Source organism: Acidovorax sp. 35-64-16 (assembly GCF_002281195.1).
Classification (GTDB): domain Bacteria; phylum Pseudomonadota; class Gammaproteobacteria; order Burkholderiales; family Burkholderiaceae_C; genus Acidovorax; species Acidovorax defluvii.
Genome location: NZ_NCFM01000006.1, coordinates 180614 through 197338 on the forward strand (window position 1 = coordinate 180614; position 16725 = coordinate 197338).

Genomic DNA, 16725 nt, shown 5'->3' on the forward strand with positions numbered 1-16725 from the left:
TGTACCCAGAAATGAATTGGGGCTTGTGCACCAAAGCACAAGCCCCTGATGGCTGGCTGGCGCGAGATCATCCGCAAGGGATGGACTCGGCCGCCCGGTCTCAGCCTTGGGCCATCAGTTCGTCAAACGAGACGGCCTTGTCGATCACCTTGGCCTGGCCCAGCACGAAATCGGTCACGTTGTTTTCGATGACAACGGCTTCGACTTCGGCCAGACGCTGGCGGTCACCGAAGTACCAGCGCACCACGTCTTCAGGCTTCTCGTAGCTGGCAGCCAGCTCGTCGATGTGGGCCTTGAGTTGCTCGGGCTTGGCGAACAGCTCATTGGCGCGAACCAGTTCCGCCACCACCAGGCCCAGGCGCACGCGGCGCTCAGCCTGGGGACGAAACACGTCTTCCGGAATCTCGGCCTTGTCGGCGTCCTTGATGCCGCGCTGCTTGAGTTCGGCACGGGCACCTTCGAGCAGGCGGGCGATTTCAGCCTGCACGCTGGCGTTGGGCAGGTCGAGCTCAGCCTTGGCAACCAGGGCGTCCATCACAGCTGCCTTGTTGCGGGCCAGCAGGCGGAACTTGACTTCACGCTCCAAGTTCTTCTTGATGTCGGCGCGCAGGCCTTCCACCGAGCCGTCAGCAATGCCCAGTGACTTGGCCAGGGCATCGTTCACTTCGGGCAGATGGGCGGCTTCGATCTTCTTGACGGTGACCAAGAAGTCGGCCGTTTTGCCGGCAACATCCTTGCCGTGGTAGTCGGCTGGGAAAGCCAGGGGGAACGTCTTGCTTTCGCCCGACTTCATGCCGCGCACTGCGTCTTCGAATTCCTTGAGCATCTGGCCTTCGCCAACCAGGAACTGGAAGTCTTCAGCCTTGCCGCCTTCAAAAGGCTCGCCGTCGATCTTGCCTTCGAAATCCACCGTCACACGATCACCGTCCTGTGCGGCTGCGTCCAGGGCGCGCTGGGCAAAGCTGCGACGCTGCTTGCGCAGAATGTCAATGGTTTTGTCGATGGCAGCATCGGTCACTTCGGCCGAGAGCTTTTCCACTTCCACGCCCGCCAGATCAGCGATCTTGACTTCAGGGAACACTTCAAAGATGGCGTCAAAGGTGACCTGGCCTTCTGGGGCGCCTTCCTTCTCGGTGATGCGTGGCTGCCCCGCCACGCGCAGCTTGGCTTCGTTGGCGGCCACGGCAAAGGCCTCACCCACCTTGTCGTTCAGCACTTCGTACTGCACAGAGTAGCCATAACGCTGGGTGACAACATTCATGGGCACCTTGCCAGGACGGAAACCGTCCATCTTCACGGTGCGAGCCATGCGCTTCAGACGCGAGTCAACTTCGGTCTGGATGGTGGTCAGGGGCAGGCTCAGCGTGATCTTGCGCTCGAGCTTTTCAAGGGTTTCAACAGTAACGGACATCGCTATTCCTCGTATGGATGTGGATCGTGCTGGCTGCAGCGCAGCGGCGCCGTGTTCCGCAAAGTCTCACAGGGGTGGTGCGCGGGGGGGGACTCGAACCCCCACACCATTGCTGGCGTCAGGACCTAAACCTGGTGCGTCTACCAATTTCGCCACCCGCGCGGTTCTACAAACAAACAGGCGGCAAACTGAGCTGCCGCCTGTGTGAAATCGGTCAACCTTCTATTTTACCCTGATGTGGGAAGCAGTTTGAATACATGCGTTCATGCCACCTCGGGAACGGGGCGGCGCACACGGAACCAGGCGGCATACATGGCCGGCAGGGCCAGCAATGTCAGCACCGTGGCCACCACGAGTCCGCCCATGATGGCAACGGCCATGGGCCCCCAGAACACGCTGCGCGACAGCGGAATCATGGCCAGCACCGCCGCCGCTGCCGTGAGCACGATGGGCCGCAGCCGCCGCACCGCCGACTCCACAATGGCATCCCACGCGGGCACACCCCGGGCGCGGTCCTGCTCGATCTGGTCGATCAGGATGACCGAATTGCGCTGGATCATTCCCATGAGCGCGATCACGCCCAGCAACGCCACAAAGCCAAACGGCCGACCCAGCAGCAGCAAGGCCCCCGCTACGCCCGCCAGGCCCAGCGGCCCGGTCAGAAACACCAGCATCGCGCGACTGAAGCTGTGCAGTTGCAGCATGAGCAGCGTGAAGGTGATGAACAGCATGATCGGAATGCCCGCTGCAATCGACGCCGAGCCCTTGGAGCTTTCTTCCACGGCCCCCGCCACTTCAATGCGATATCCCCCCTGCCCCGCAGCGCGCCATTGGGCCTCTATCTCCTTGAGGGCCGGAAGCAGCGCCGCCGTCACCGTGGCGCCTTGCAGACCTTCGGTCACGTCGCCCTGCACGGTGATGGCGTAGTCGCGGTTTTCGCGCCACATCACGCCGGGCTCCCAGGTGAACACGGGCTTGGCGATCTGCGTGAGCGGGATCGACTTGCCCGAAGCAGTGGGCAGGTAGGCATTGGCAATGTCGGTGATGGCGTTGCGCTCATCCAGCGGCTGGCGCAGCACGATGTCGATCAGCTTGTCGCCCTCGCGGAATTGCCCCACCTGCGTGCCCGACAAAATGGTCTTGGATGCCTGCGCAATGGACTGACTGGTTACCCCCAGCGCGCGCGCTTTGGCCTGATCCACCTCCAGGCGCAGCACCTTCACCGATTCGTTCCAGTTGTCGTTCACGCCGCGCATGTCAGGGCTCTGGCGCAGCACGGCCTTGACCTCGTCGGCGCGCTCGCGCAGCACCAGCGGGTCCGGCCCCACCACGCGAAACTGCACGGGATACGGCACTGGCGGCCCATTGGGCAGCAACTTGATGCGGCCACGCACTTCGGGGAACTCCTGTGCCAGCAGTGCAGGCAACTTGTTTCGGAGCGACTCGCGGATTTTCAGGTCTTGCGGGACCACGATGAACTGCGACACATTGGTCTGCGGAAACACCTGGTCGAGCGGCAGGTAAAACCGCGGCACACCCGAACCCACCCAGGTGCTGACAGTGCTCACGCCGGGTTCGGAAAGCAGACGCTGCTCCACCCGCTTGGTGACCTCTTCATTGCCCGCGAACGAAGTGCCCTCGGGGAACCAGATGTCCACCATGATTTCGGGGCGACTCGAATCCGGAAAGAACTGCTGCTGCACCTTGCCCATGCCCACAACGCCCAGAGCAAAGGTCAGCACCGTGGCGCCAATGGTCAGCCAGCGGTGCTCCACGCACCAGTGCACCAGCCGTCGAAAAGCGCTGTAGAAAGGGCTGTCGAACACCTCGTGCGGGTCGTCCGTGATGCCATGCGTGGCCTGCGCCGCCGCCACATGCGGCGGCACCTTCAATAGCAGCGTGCCCAGATACGGCACAAAGTAAACCGACACGATCCAGCTCAGCACCAGCGCAATCACCGTCACGGCAAAGATGGCAAAGGTGTATTCGCCCGTCACGGACTTGGCGATGCCGATGGGCAGAAAACCGGCGGCGGTGATGAGCGTTCCTGTCAGCATGGGCATGGCCGTGAGCTCATAGGCAAAGGTCGCGGCACGCACCTTGTCGTAGCCCTCTTCGAGCTTGAGCACCATCATCTCCACCGCAATGATGGCGTCGTCCACCAGCAGGCCCAGCGCAATGATCAGCGAGCCCAGCGAGATCTTGTGCAGGCCGATATTCCAGTACCACATGGCCAAAAAGGTCACGGCCAGCACCATGGGAATGGTGATGCCCACCACCAAGCCCGGGCGTGGGTCGATGTACCAGCGCTTCCACAGGGGGTGGTTGCCCGGGCGCTTGTGCAGCCCCAGGCTGATAAAGCTCACCGCCAGCACAATCACCACCGCCTCGATCAGCACCTTGACGAACTCGTTCACCGAGGTGGCCACGGACTTGGGCTGGTCCTGCACATTCACCAGTTTCACCCCTGCCGGCAGCGTGCCATTGATGCGTTCCGCCCCTACATGCAAGGCCTTGCCCAGCGCAATGATGTCGCCCCCCTTGGCCATGGAGACGCCCAGCGCAATCACCTCGCGCCCCTGGTGGCGCACCTTCACCGTGGCTGGGTCCACATAGCCGCGCTGCACATCGGCAATGTCCGACAGGCGCAGTTGTGCGCCCGAAGGGCCCCGTATGGGCATGGCGCGCAGGTCTTCAATGGCATTGAACTGCCCCCCTACCCGCACTTGCACCTGGTCTTGCGGCGTCTGGAAGGCGCCAGCGCCCTCCACTGCGTTTTGCTGGCCCAGTTGCGCCAGCACCTGGTTCATGTCCAGGCCCAGCTGCGCCAGGCGTTTTTGCGAGATCTCGATGAACAGCTTTTCGTCCTGCACACCAAAAAGCTCAACCTTGGCCACATCGGGCACGCGCAGCAGCTGCTGGCGCGCGTCGTCGGCAAATGTTTTGAGTTCTGCGTAGCTGAAGCCCTCGGACTCCAGCGCGTAGATCACGCCATACACGTCGCCAAAGTCGTCATTGAAGAACGGCCCCTGGATGCCACCGGGCAGCGTGTAGCGCATGTCGCCCACCTTTTTGCGCACGCTGTACCAGACGTTGGCCACCTCGCTGGCCTTGGACGAGTCCTTGATCTGAAAAATGATCTGCGACTCGCCGGGCTTGGAATAGCTGCGGATCTTGTCGGTGTAAGGCACCTCTTGCAGCGTGCGCTCGATCTTGTCGGTCACCTGCTCGGCCACCTGCTGCGCCGTGGCGCCCGGCCAGTAGGTGCGCACCACCATGGCCCGAAAGGTAAAGGGCGGGTCTTCGTCCTGCCCCAGCTGAAAATAGGCCGCAAAGCCCAGCAGCATCAACACCACCATGAGGTAGCGGGTGAGCGCGGGGTGGTCGAGTGCCCACTTGGAGAGGTTGAACCCCTCTTTGGGTTGTCGTTGGGTCATGGCCTGCCTTACTTTGCGGAAGAGGCCGCAGCCGCTGCAGATGCGGCAGGCACTGCCGGAATAGCTACTGAATTCGTAGCTGTCTGCGCTTTAGGCACGGGCGCTACAGCCGTTTTTTGCTGATAAATCATGACTTTCTGCCCCGGCGAAAGCACATGCACGCCGGTGGCCACCACCTGCATGCCGGGCGTCAGGCCCGAGGCCACCACGGCATCGTTGCCATCGGCGGTGGCGATCTGCACCACCTGCGAATTGACCGTGCTGGTGGCCGGGTCGTACACCCACACCGCCGTGGCCTGCCCTTCCTGGCGCAACGCACTGGTCGGCAGCTTGATGGCCGCAACCCCCGCATGACTCAACGCCATGGGCGTGACATACACCGTGGCGCCCAGAGCGGGCACCTCGGCGCCTTCCAGCGCCACCTTGACCTGGTAGGTGCGCGTGGCGGCATCGGCACTGGCCGCCACCTCGCGCACGCGGCCCGCCAGCGGTGCGCCGCCCGACCAGCCGCGCGCCGTCACGTCCTGGCCGGGCTTGATTAGCCCGACCTTGTCTTCGGGCACGGCAAACACGACATCGCGCGCGCCGTCTTGCGCAATGCGCACCACGGGCGCGCCCGCAGCCACCACCTGGCCCGGCTCGGCCTCAATGCCCGTCACCACGCCCGCCACATCGGCCACCAGCGTGGTGTAGGCCGTCTGGTTGCCTTGCGAAGAAAGCTGTGCACGCGCCTGGTCCAGCGTGGCCTGCGCAGCCTTGAGGGTGGCAGCGCGCCGCTCCAGCTCGGCGCCGCTGATGAAGTTCTGGTCTTTCAGTGCCTGAAAGCGCTTGAAGTCGGCTGCAGCCAGATCACGCTGCGTGGTGGCAGAGGCCAGTTGCGCACGCGCCGCATCTGCCGCCAGCTGGTAATCCCGGGGGTCGAGCTGCGCCAGCACCTGACCGGCCTTCACCCGCTGGCCCAGCTCTGCCTGGCGCTGCACGATCTTGCCCGCCACCCGAAAACCCAGGCGCGACTCCACGCGCGCGCGCACCTCGCCCGAATATTCGAGCGTGGACTGCATCGCCCCGACCCCCACGGTCAGCAGCTTGACCGAGCGCACGGGCTCTTCGGGCGGCGCTGACCGGGAACACGCAGCCAGCAAGGCCGCAGAAGCGACAAGAAACAAATACCGCAGCGAAGGCCGCCGGGCGAAAGGTGTGCGCATGGGAAATCCGGGATAGAGGGGGTGGGCTGCCCCGCGCACGAAAGCCGACGAACACCGCCGACAAAGCGCGCCCTCCTTTGCGACGGGACAAGGCAACCCAACCGTGAAATTTTTACTGACTGGCCGGTTAGTAATCTAGAGGGTCGCCCTGACAATGTCAAGCGACAATGCCCGCCGTGAACCCACGCCAGCCCCCCTCCCCTCGGACTGCCCCCCCGACTTCTGCCCCCGGTGCTGCAACGGCGCCACAGTCTCCAGCGCCGGTGGTGGCGGCGCCCGTCACGCACTACGAAAACTTCCCCGTGGCCTCGCTGCTGTGCCCGCCGCACCTGCGCCAGCCCATTACAGCCATCTACGCCTTTGCCCGCACGGCAGACGACATTGCCGACGAGGGCGACGCAACGCCCGCGCAACGCCTGGCTGACCTTGCCGCCTACCGCGCCGAACTGACCCGGGTAGCCGCAGGCCAGCCGCCCGCAGCACAGTGGGCCGCTGTGTTCGGCCCGTTGCAGGCCGTGCTGCGCAACCACGCGCTGCCGGTGACGCTGCTCGACGACCTGCTCAGCGCCTTCATCCAGGACGTGCAAAAAACCCGCGACGCCCAGGGCTACGCCGACCGCACCGAGCTGCTGGACTATTGCCGCCGCTCCGCCAACCCCGTGGGCCGTCTGCTGCTGCACCTGTATGGCGTGACCGGCGCGCAAGCGCTGGAAGAAAGCGACGCCATCTGCACCGCCCTGCAACTGATCAATTTCTGGCAAGACCTGAGCGTGGACATCCCCCGCGGCCGCCATTACCTGCCCCACGCCGACTGCGCCCGCCACGGCGCCAACCCGGCGCAGCTGCACACACTGCAAAGCACCCCCGAAACCACGCGCCTGATTACCGACTGCGCCCGCTGGGCTCGCGACAGCATGGAGCATGGCGCCCCCCTGGTCCACCGCCTGCCCGGCCGCGCGGGGTGGGAGCTGCGCCTGGTGGTGCAAGGCGGGCTGCGCATTCTGGACAAGGTCGATGCCCTGCAGGGCGGCAGCCTTCACACCCGCCCGCGCCTGCATGCGTGGGACTGGGGCGTGATGCTGGCGCGCGCGCTGGTGATGTAGCGCCAACGCCCCTTCCCGCACGAGCAAAAAAAGGCCCGGCGCCGGCAGTGCCGGCGCACGGCAACCGCGGCCGGCCAGGTGCCCGGTGGATAAAGACACGAGATAAGAAAGATTCATGGGAAGCAAGGTCGTCTGACCTTGCCTGCATCAGGCGGCATATTGATGCCAAAACAGCCTCTAGCCCTTATGCAACAAGCGAAGGCAGCTATCAATATATAAGCGATTGATGGGCAGCGCGCCCTGACTTCCCCCAGGCCTCGTACCCAGGGCAGGGATAGCGAGCATGCTGCGGCATGGCCGCCCGGGTAGCCTCGCAACCATGTCCTCGTCCACCCTGTCCGTCAGCGTTTTCGACCTCTTCAAAATTGGCATCGGGCCGTCCAGCTCGCACACCGTGGGGCCCATGATTGCAGCGCGGCAGTTTGCCGTGTACCTGCGGGCCAGCGGGGTGCTGGCGGCGGTGCACTGCGTCACCGTGGAGCTGTTTGGCTCGCTCTCGGCCACTGGCGTGGGCCACGGCACCGACCGGGCCGTGCTGCTGGGCCTGGCCGGGCACGAGCCCGACCGCATCGACCCCGAACAGATCGCGCCCAACATTGCGCAAATCCGCAGCAGCGGGGCGCTGGCCCTGCTGGGTGAACACACCGTGCCGTTCATCGAAAAAGACCACCTGCTGTTTCGACGCAAAAGCCTGCCGCTGCACCCCAACGGCATGTGCTTTACCGCGCTGAACGCACAGGGCCACGCCATCGCCACGCGCGAGTACTACTCGGTGGGTGGCGGCTTTGTGATTGACACGGCGGGCGAGCGCGTGCTCAACACCGCCGCCACCGCGCAGCCCGACGCCGCAGGCCACGGCCGTGGCCTGCCCCACCCTTTTCGCACCGGCGCCGGGCTGCTGGCCCAGTGCCATGCCACCGGCCTGACCATGGCCCAGATAATGGCCGCCAACGAGGAGCATTGGCGCAGCCGCACCGAGGTGCGCCGCCAGCTCATGGCCATCTGGCACACCATGGCGAGTGCCGTGCAGCGCGGCTGCGCCGCCACCGGCACATTGCCCGGCCCCCTGCATGTACGCCGCCGCGCTGCCGAGCTGCACAAAAACCTCAGCAGCCACCCCGAGGCCGCGCTGCGGGACCCGCTCGCCATGCTCGACTGGGTGAATCTTTATGCCATGGCCGTCAACGAAGAAAACGCCGCCGGTGGCCGCGTGGTCACCGCGCCCACCAACGGCGCAGCGGGCGTCATTCCGGCCGTGCTGCACTATTACGTCAACTTTTTGCAGGGCGCTGGCCAGCCCAGCGAAGACGGCATTGCCAACTTTCTTCTGACCGCTGGCGCCATCGGCATCATTTACAAAGAAAACGCATCCCTGTCGGGCGCCGAGGTAGGCTGCCAGGGCGAAGTGGGCGTGGCGTGCTCCATGGCTGCGGGCGCTCTGGCCGCTGTGATGGGCGGCAGCCCTGAGCAGATCGAGAACGCCGCCGAGATCGGCATGGAGCACAACCTGGGCATGACCTGCGACCCCGTGGGTGGGCTGGTGCAAATTCCCTGCATCGAGCGCAACGCCATGGGCGCCATCAAGGCCATCAACGCCGCCCGCATGGCCCTGCGCGGCGACGGCCAGCATGTGGTCTCGCTCGACAAGGTCATCAAAACCATGATGCAGACCGGCGCCGACATGAAAGCCAAATACAAGGAAACCTCGCGCGGCGGGCTGGCGGTGAATGTGGTGGAGTGCTGAGGCAGCGATTGAGCCTGCCTTCCTGACCACTGTCCCGCCCCTACCAGCAGGGCGCGGTTGATGCAGCCCCGGCCCGATGGCAGCCCCATGCGGATGCTGGCCCCAGAAGGTTCATGGACGCCTTCGCTTTGACCCTGGCGGGGATGCGGCGTGTCGGCTGTTTCACGATGCCCGGCCTCGTCTATGCCTGACACCAGCGGGGGATATTGGGGCTTCGTAGAATCGCTCTGAAATAGAAATTTACTATGAAAATTAACACATCGATTCGTCGCAGACTCCTCTCCATCGTCACCACTACTGTGCTGGCATTTCCCAGCGCTCACGCCGCAGACGGCGTCACGGCCCAACAACTCCTGATTGGCCAAACCATCACGCTGCAGGGCGGCAAAAACGACTACGGCGTCGCCGTGCTCGATGGTGTCCAGGCCTACCTCGCGCAGGTCAACCGCCAGGGCGGCATCGCCGACCGCAAAGTCGTCGTCAAGGTGCTGGATGACGACAACAAGCCCGCACAGGCTGAGGCCAATGCGCGCGAGCTGATTACAAAAGACAAGGTCTTCATCGTGTTCGGCTCCATTGAAGGTGGGCCGTCCAATGCGGTGATGAAGGTCAGCAACGAACTCAAGGTGCCTTTTTTTGGCCCCATGGCCGGTTCCCCCACATTCCGCGCGCCGCACCAGCCGCTGGTCTTTCCCGTGCGCGCCGAGCACAAGGAGGAATTCCGCGCACTGCTTGAACACGCAAAAAACCTGGGCATGACACGCGTGGCCTTCCTTCGCTCGGATTCGGCGGTGGGGCAGGAGCACCTGGCCAACGTGCGCAAGATCATCCAGCCCCTCGGACTGGAGCTGGCAGCCGACCTGCCCTTCAAATCCGACATCAACGACGCGGGCATCGACGCCGTGGTGAAACAGATCGCCAGCAGTGGCGCGCAGATGGTGTTCAACCATGGCAGCACCGGCATCTATGAAAAGATCATCCGCAAAGCGCGCGAACAGCAGCTGACCACCCAGTTCTATGGCGTCAACTCGGGTTCCACCCAGCTGGCCAGGCACCTGGGGCCGCTGGCGCAGAACATGATCTTTGCCCAGGTGATGCCCAGCCCCTGGGAGCGCAAGACCGCGATCACCCGCGCCTACCAGGAAGCCTTCAAGGCCTACAAGCCCAAGGAAGACTTTTCATACGGCAGTCTGGAAGGCTACATGACAGCCCGCGCACTGGTGGAGGCGCTGCGCCGCGCCGGCCCCAACCCCACCCGTGACAGCTTTGTCGCAGGGCTCAAGGACGCCGACCTCCAGATCGACGGCCTGAAGGTGAACTACCGCAATGGCACTCACACCGGCCTGTCGCTGGTCGACCTGGCCATCGTGACCCGCGAAGGAAAATTCCGCCACTAAGAAACGCCCAGTGGCACTCTGCCCCAAGGCCCCAAGGCCCCAAGCCTGCAGCCCGGCATACCGCACCGAGACGAAGCCCTCACCTGGTCCGCGCAGGCACCAGCACCCTGACGGCCACGACGCGGCAGCCCCGGAAGACGGCGACGACCACGACGCCAGGTTGTGCGCGAAGAGGTCACAAAAGAAGGAGCGGCGTTGACACCACGACGTCCGCTTCGATCAAACTATCAAAACAATAGCTGCTCGCGCTTACCCATCAAGCGCTAGAGGCCGAAAACACCTTAAACCCCGTCACCCCGGCAAGCCCTGTGCGCCATGGGACAATCTCGCCCCATGACACCGCAGCAGTACGTTCAACAAAAGGCCGTGGCCTCGGGCAGCAGCTTTTATTACGCCTTTCTCTTCCTTCCCGCGCCGCGCCGCGCGGCCATCACGGCGTTTTATGCGTTTTGCCGCGAGGTAGACGATGTGGTGGATGAAGTGACCGACCCTGGCGTAGCCCGCACCAAGCTGGCCTGGTGGCAGGCTGAGGTGGCCAAGGCCTTTGCCGGCCAGCCCACGCACCCGGTGATGCAGGCGCTGATGCCGCACACCGCCGACTACGGCATTGAGCAGCGCCACCTGCAGGCGGTGATAGATGGCTGCCAGATGGACCTGGAGCAAACTCGTTACCTCGACTTTGCGGGCCTGAAGGGCTATTGCCATCTGGTGGCGGGCATTGTGGGCGAGGTGGCGGCGCGCATTTTTGGCCAGACCGACCCGCGCACCACAGAATACGCCCACCGGCTGGGCCTGGCGTTTCAGCTCACCAACATCATCCGCGACGTGGGCGAGGACGCCATGCTGGGCCGCATCTATCTGCCCGTGAGCGAGCTGCAACAGTTTGACGTGAAGGCGCACGAGATCTTGAAGCGCCAGTATTCCGAGCGCTTTACCGCGTTGATGCGCTTTCAGGCCGAGCGCGCGCACCGCCTGTATGACGAGGCCTTTGCCCTTCTGCCCGATGCCGACCGCCGCGCGCAAAAACCCGGCCTGATGATGGCCAGCATCTACCGCACGCTGCTGCGCGAGATCGAGCATGAGAACTTTCAGGTGCTCCACCAACGCATCCGGCTCACGCCGCTGCGCAAGTTCTGGCTGGCGTGGAAGGTGCAGGCGCTGGGCAGAATGTGAGTACCCCCAACTGTGCGGCTGCGCCGCTTCCGCCTTCTCCCTCGCTGTGCACGGGAAGGGGGACGCAACCAGTGGCCCGGCAAAGCCGGTTCCACATTGGCCCTGGCCTTGGGCCGCGCTCCTGGTGCGCGCCCAGCTCTTTCGTTGATTTCGTGGATATCCAGGTATGAAAGTGGCCGTCATCGGGGCGGGCTGGGCGGGCATGGCTGCCGCCATTGCGCACACGCAGGCGGGCCATCAGATCACGGTGTTCGAGGCGGCGCGCACCGTGGGCGGCCGTGCGCGGGCTGTGCCGGGCACGCTGCCAGACGGCTCGCCTGTGACCCTCGACAACGGCCAGCACATCTTGATTGGCGCCTATGCGACCAGCCTTCGCCTGATGCGGCTGGTGGGGGTCGATACGGATTCTGCCCTGCTGCGCCTGCCGCTCACACTGCAGTTTCCCGACGGGCAGGGGCTGCAATTGCCCGATCTGCCGCCGCCGCTGGATGCCCTGCTGGGCATTGCCCGCGCCAAAGGCTGGCATTGGCGTGACAAGCTGGCGCTGCTGCGCACGGCCACTGGCTGGCAGCTGCGCGGCTTTCGCTGCGCACCGCAGACTTCGGTGGCCGAGCTGTGCGCCGCGCTCACACCACGCCTGATGGCCGAGTTCATTGACCCGCTGTGCGTGTCGGCCCTCAACACCCCGGCGTGCGAGGCCAGCGGCCAGGTGTTTTTGCGCGTGCTGCAAGACAGCCTGTTCAGCGGCCGGGGCGGCTCCAACCTGCTGCTGCCGCGCACTGACCTGGGCGCGCTGTTTGCCGAGGCCGCCGGCCAATGGCTGCAAGCCCAAGGCGGCACGCTGCACACCGGCTACCGGGTGCAGCGCATCGCGCGCGGCCCCGCAGGCAGCACCGGCTGGCGGGTGGACGACGCGCCGTTTGACGCCGTGGTGCTGGCCACCACCAGCACCGAGGCGGCCCGCCTGGTTTTGACGGCACATACGGCACACCCCACGCTGCAAGGCCCCGAGGCGGCGGCCCTGCAGGCCTGGGCACGCAAGGCACAAGCATTGCGTTTCACCGCCATCGCCACCGTTTATGCCCAGACGTCTGCGCTCCCGCAGGGCACCGTGCTCAGCCAGCCCATGCTGGCGCTGCGCCCCGGCGCGGGCCAGCCCGCACAGTTTGTGTTTGACCGCATGCAGCTGGGCGGCCCGGCGGGCCTGCTGGCCTTTGTGGTCAGCGCCAGCGAGGGGGATCGCGCCACCCTGGAGCGGGAAGTGCTGCAGCAGGCGCAGGACCAGTTGGGGCTGCAAGGCCTGCGCATCGTCCAGACGGTTGTCGAAAAACGTGCCACCTTTGCCTGCACGCCCGCCTTGCAGCGCCCACCTCAGACCGTGGCCAACGGCCTGTGCGCCTGCGGCGACTACGTTGAAGGCCCTTACCCGGCCACGCTGGAAGGCGCGGTGTTGAGCGGCACCGCAGCAGCCGGTACTCCAGTGGCAGCAACAATGGCCTGACCGCAGGCACTGCCCTTCTTGCATTCACCGAGGCTTTCGTGCGCCAGGAGGCGTGACAGGCTACTGGCAGCCACTGGCCGCTTCTTGCAGCCTCTGGCAGCTCGCCATGCCATGGTTCTTGCGCTGGACGCGGCGTAGCCCGAACCAGGGTTTGGCGCAAGGGGAATCAACCGTGTGTAACCATTTGCAATCACAACGATAAAATAGCGACAGATGAAGATTTTTGACCACCTGTTCCCACCAAAGCACTTGGGTTTGCGCCCCTACCGGGCGCCATCGCCCGTAGGGTTCTGGCGCATCGCGGGGGCGCTGGTGCTGGTGGCTTTGTGTGGCGGCATCTATTGGTGGCAACTGCTGGCACAACAGCGCAACCAACTCGCCTTTGCCGAAAACCAGGCCCATTTGCGCACCGTGCAGATGTCCACCACCATGGCCTCGCACGTCGGGACACTGGTGGCCGGTCTGGAATATCTGGCACGCAGCCTGGCCATGAATCGCGAGGCGGAGCCCGACCACTACTTTCCCGTCGCCGTGCGCACGGCCTTGGCCACATTTCCCAACGGCAGCCTGCGGCATATTTGTGTGGCCAACGCTTCGGGTCAGGTGGTTTTTTCGAGCCTGGACCAGGACCCCAAGACCCAGGACGCACCGATTTCCATTGCAGATCGAGAGCACTTCCAGGGGCACGCCGAGCGCACCCAGCCAGCCCTGTCTATCAGTCGGCCTTCGCTGGGGCGTTTGTCGGGCAAATGGTCGGTGCAGTTTTCGTACCCGGTGATGCGGGGCGGGCAGTTTGATGGCGTGGTGGTGCTGTCGGTTGCGCCCGAGTACCTTTCTGGCCATTTCAGCGACGTTTCCACAAGTGGCAACGACGTGACGCTGCTGGTGCGCGACGATGGCGCCTATCTGGCGCGCTCTGACCGGCAGGAAGAGGTGCTGAGCCTGTCCGTGCCGCCCGATATCGAATTTCTGCGCCACCCGGACCGCATGCAGGGCGAGTTCCAGGCCAAGTCGCCGATTGACGGTGTCGAGCGGCTCTATGCCTGGCAACGGCTGCGCGAGTATCCCCTTGTGGTGAGCGTGGGACTGGACCACGACAAGGCGCTGGCGACCACAAAAAGCAGTATTGCGCAAAGCCGCCTCTGGAACGCCGCAGGCACGCTGCTGGCAGTGTTGGCTGCCCTGTGGATTGCGTTGCTTTTTATGCACCAGCGGCGAATTCAGGCGCGCCTGGAGCAGCACCAGCAGCGCTATCAGCTGGCGCTGGAGGGCGGCAACCTGGGCACCTGGGAATGGACCACCAACACCGACCACCTCCATGTCGATGAACGCTGGCACACCCTGATGGGCTCCAGCCCGTCCGATGGGCCTCCCAGCCTGGACAGCCTGCGCGCACGCGCGCACCCGCAAGACTGGCCGGCCTGGAAAGCAGCACTTGACGCCCATGTGCGCGGAGATTCCGACGTTTTTGAGGCCGAGTCCCGCATAAGCCACCCCGATGGAACCTGGCGCTGGATCCATGTGCGGGGGCGCATCATTGAGCGGGCACCTGCAGATCAGCCCCAGCAGATCAGCGGCACCTGCACCGATGTGACGCAGAGATATGCCGCAGAGGCGGCACGCGAAGAACTGCAACTGAGACTGTCCAAGCTTGTGCAGCAGGTGCCTGGCACCGTCTTTCAATACCGGCTTAAACCCGATGGCAGCAGCCATTTTCCTTATTCCAGCTCCGGGATTTTGGGTATTTATGGTCTTTCACCCGAAGAGGCCGCCATGGATGCAGCGCATGTGTTTGCACGCATGCATCCCGAGGACCGGGATCGCGTCAAGGGCAGCATTGGCGATTCGGCTCGCACACTGACCACATGGCACGCCGAATGGCGGCAGATCCGGCAGGACGGGGAGGCGCGCTGGCTGGAGGGCTCCGGCAACCCCCAGCGAGAAGCCGACGGCAGCACCCTGTGGCACGGCTACATCCACGATGTGACCGAGCAACATGCGGCCACACAAGCGCTGCGCCGCAGTGAAGAACGGTTGCGTCTGACAGTAGCCGCCGTGCAGGATGGTCTGTGGGAATGGGACACCACCAGCCACAGGGTTACGCCCGATGCCCGCTGCCATGAGATGCTGGGTTACCACGGGCAGCCCAGCCCCCTGTCATTTTGCGCATGGCGCCGGTTGGTGCACCCCGACGACCGTGGCACCTTGCTGGCGGTGTTGCAGCAACAGATTGCCCTGTACCAGCCGTTCAACCAGGAAGTGCGTTTGCGCACGGCAGATGGCCAATGGCGCTGGGTCGAAATCCGGGGCCAGGCGACCCCTTCACCCGCGGGCACCGTCTCGCTGGTCATTGGCACACAGACCGACATCAGCCAGCGCCGCGCGGACACCCTTTTGCACCACGCCGTGCTCGACAACGCGGCTGCGGCGCTGCTGGTCACCTCTGCCGACAACACGATTGAACTGGGCAACCGGCGTGCGGAAGAATTTTTTTCCGTGGATGGGCTGCCACTCAAGGGCCGCAGCATGCGCATGATCTGCCGTGAAGACGCAGCCTTCAGTGACTTTTGCCAGTCGGTGGAAGAAGTCCGTCGCACCGGGACTGTGCACGTGGAACACCAATTGCCCACCACCTCCAAGGGACTGCGCTGGTTCTCGATTCGCGGCACCCTGCTGGACCCGGAGCAACCCGCTGGCAACCTGATCTGGACCCTGGTGGACACCACCGAGCGGCGCGAGGGCGTAGAGGCCCTCTCCACCGCACGCACGCACCTGCTGGAAATCATTCGGCATTTTCCGGCAGGCGTTCTGGTGCAGGACTCGGAGGGCGCGCCCGTGGTGGTGAACCAGGCCCTGTGCGATCTATTCGAGGTGCCTTTGCGCGCGGCCGATGTCATGGGTTATAGCCGTGCAGAACTGGCAATGCTGGTGCCGCCGGAAGCGCGGTCGGTTCTGCCACCCGACAGCCCTTTGCACGATGATGCGGTGGCATCCACCCACGAGGTTGCGCTGGGGGATGGGCGCACGGTGCAAATCCAGTTCATTCCCATCCTCACCCCCCACGGTGATCAACTGGGGCGGCTGTGGCTTGCCAAAGATGTGACCGAACGCCGGCGCCATGAGCAGACCCTTGAGCGCCTTGCCAGCACCGACACCCTGACAGGGCTTGCCAACCGCCGCGCCTTCATGGAGCGGCTGGAGCCAGAGTGCGCGCGCCAGGCCAGTGGCGGGCCTGGTGGCATGGTCCTCATGCTCGACCTGGACCATTTCAAGCGCGTCAACGACACCTGGGGTCACGCCACGGGCGATGTGGTGCTGGTGCACCTGGCCCGCATGCTCAAAGGCAATCTTTTGCGTTCACACGATCTGGCGGGTCGCCTGGGCGGCGAGGAATTTGCCGTGCTGCTGCCCGGCACCACCGCCCAGGAGGCCACCGCAATTGGCGAGCGCCTGCGCCATGCACTGGAGCAAAGCCGCATCCATGCCGGCGATGGCACCATCCTCCAGGTCACCATGAGCATTGGCGCTGCCCCTCTGCACGCCGACGCACATGCCACCCTGGCCCAGGCCGATGCCGCGCTGTACGAAGCCAAGAACACAGGGCGCAACAAGGTCGTATTGGTGCAGCCAGCAGAGGCGGCCCCCGAGAAAACGCCCTGAACATGGCGTTGCGGCGTAACGGCCCTGGCCGCGTGGCATGGTTGCCGCCGACGGCATTGCGATACAACAGGGTGCGCCAGCGTCCGGCCCGATG

General features: G+C 64.6%; 9 protein-coding genes and 1 tRNA gene. 6 read left to right on the forward strand and 4 right to left on the reverse strand.

Annotated features, from left to right (window positions below):
• Positions 1 to 100: 100 nt before the first annotated feature.
• From tig to B7Y64_RS07315, 4 genes are all read right to left on the reverse strand, one after another.
• Positions 101 to 1411, reverse strand: a complete 1311-nt coding sequence (gene tig, locus B7Y64_RS07300; protein ID WP_024815651.1) for a trigger factor — start codon at positions 1409 to 1411, stop codon at positions 101 to 103.
• Positions 1412 to 1486: 75 nt separating this feature from the next.
• Positions 1487 to 1573 (reverse strand) — tRNA-Leu (locus tag B7Y64_RS07305).
• Between the two features lie 101 nt (positions 1574 to 1674).
• A complete protein-coding gene (locus B7Y64_RS07310) occupies positions 1675 to 4848 on the reverse strand; it encodes an efflux RND transporter permease subunit (RefSeq protein ID WP_291325254.1) in 3174 nt (1057 codons plus the stop codon).
• Between the two features lie 8 nt (positions 4849 to 4856).
• Positions 4857 to 6053, reverse strand: coding sequence for an efflux RND transporter periplasmic adaptor subunit (locus B7Y64_RS07315; RefSeq protein WP_291325253.1), 1197 nt, complete (start codon positions 6051 to 6053; stop codon positions 4857 to 4859).
• 167 nt (positions 6054 to 6220) lie between these two features.
• Here B7Y64_RS07315 and hpnC point away from each other — a divergent pair, with 167 nt between their 5' ends.
• The 6 genes from hpnC (at position 6221) to B7Y64_RS07345 (ending at position 16631) form a co-directional block, all read left to right on the forward strand.
• Positions 6221 to 7156: a squalene synthase HpnC gene (hpnC, locus tag B7Y64_RS07320; RefSeq protein ID WP_291328577.1), complete on the forward strand. Its 936-nt coding sequence runs from the start codon at positions 6221 to 6223 to the stop codon at positions 7154 to 7156.
• 334 nt (positions 7157 to 7490) lie between these two features.
• Positions 7491 to 8900, forward strand: coding sequence for an L-serine ammonia-lyase (locus B7Y64_RS07325; protein WP_291328600.1), 1410 nt, complete (start codon positions 7491 to 7493; stop codon positions 8898 to 8900).
• 245 nt (positions 8901 to 9145) lie between these two features.
• Positions 9146 to 10297 (forward strand): ABC transporter substrate-binding protein, encoded by a 1152-nt coding sequence (locus B7Y64_RS07330; protein WP_291328579.1) that lies wholly within the window; start codon positions 9146 to 9148, stop codon positions 10295 to 10297.
• A gap of 333 nt (positions 10298 to 10630) precedes the next feature.
• A complete protein-coding gene (gene hpnD, locus B7Y64_RS07335; protein WP_291328581.1) occupies positions 10631 to 11470 on the forward strand; it encodes a presqualene diphosphate synthase HpnD in 840 nt (279 codons plus the stop codon).
• A gap of 166 nt (positions 11471 to 11636) precedes the next feature.
• Entirely contained in the window at positions 11637 to 12971 is a 1335-nt protein-coding gene (gene hpnE, locus B7Y64_RS07340; protein WP_291328583.1) for a hydroxysqualene dehydroxylase HpnE, read from the forward strand.
• A gap of 213 nt (positions 12972 to 13184) precedes the next feature.
• A complete protein-coding gene (locus B7Y64_RS07345) occupies positions 13185 to 16631 on the forward strand; it encodes a PAS domain-containing protein (RefSeq protein WP_291328585.1) in 3447 nt (1148 codons plus the stop codon).
• The last annotated feature ends 94 nt before the right edge of the window (positions 16632 to 16725 follow it).

Bases quoted from the DNA above. Each gene is read 5' to 3' on its own strand.
- B7Y64_RS07330 (WP_291328579.1), top strand. From the start codon at position 9,146: ATGAAAATTAACACATCGATTCGTCGCAGACTCCTCTCCATCGTCACC.
- B7Y64_RS07315 (WP_291325253.1), bottom strand. From the start codon at position 6,053: ATGCGCACACCTTTCGCCCGGCGGCCTTCGCTGCGGTATTTGTTTCTT.
- hpnC (WP_291328577.1), top strand. From the start codon at position 6,221: ATGCCCGCCGTGAACCCACGCCAGCCCCCCTCCCCTCGGACTGCCCCC.
- B7Y64_RS07345 (WP_291328585.1), top strand. From the start codon at position 13,185: ATGAAGATTTTTGACCACCTGTTCCCACCAAAGCACTTGGGTTTGCGC.
- hpnE (WP_291328583.1), top strand. From the start codon at position 11,637: ATGAAAGTGGCCGTCATCGGGGCGGGCTGGGCGGGCATGGCTGCCGCC.
- hpnD (WP_291328581.1), top strand. From the start codon at position 10,631: ATGACACCGCAGCAGTACGTTCAACAAAAGGCCGTGGCCTCGGGCAGC.
- B7Y64_RS07310 (WP_291325254.1), bottom strand. From the start codon at position 4,848: ATGACCCAACGACAACCCAAAGAGGGGTTCAACCTCTCCAAGTGGGCA.
- tig (WP_024815651.1), bottom strand. From the start codon at position 1,411: ATGTCCGTTACTGTTGAAACCCTTGAAAAGCTCGAGCGCAAGATCACG.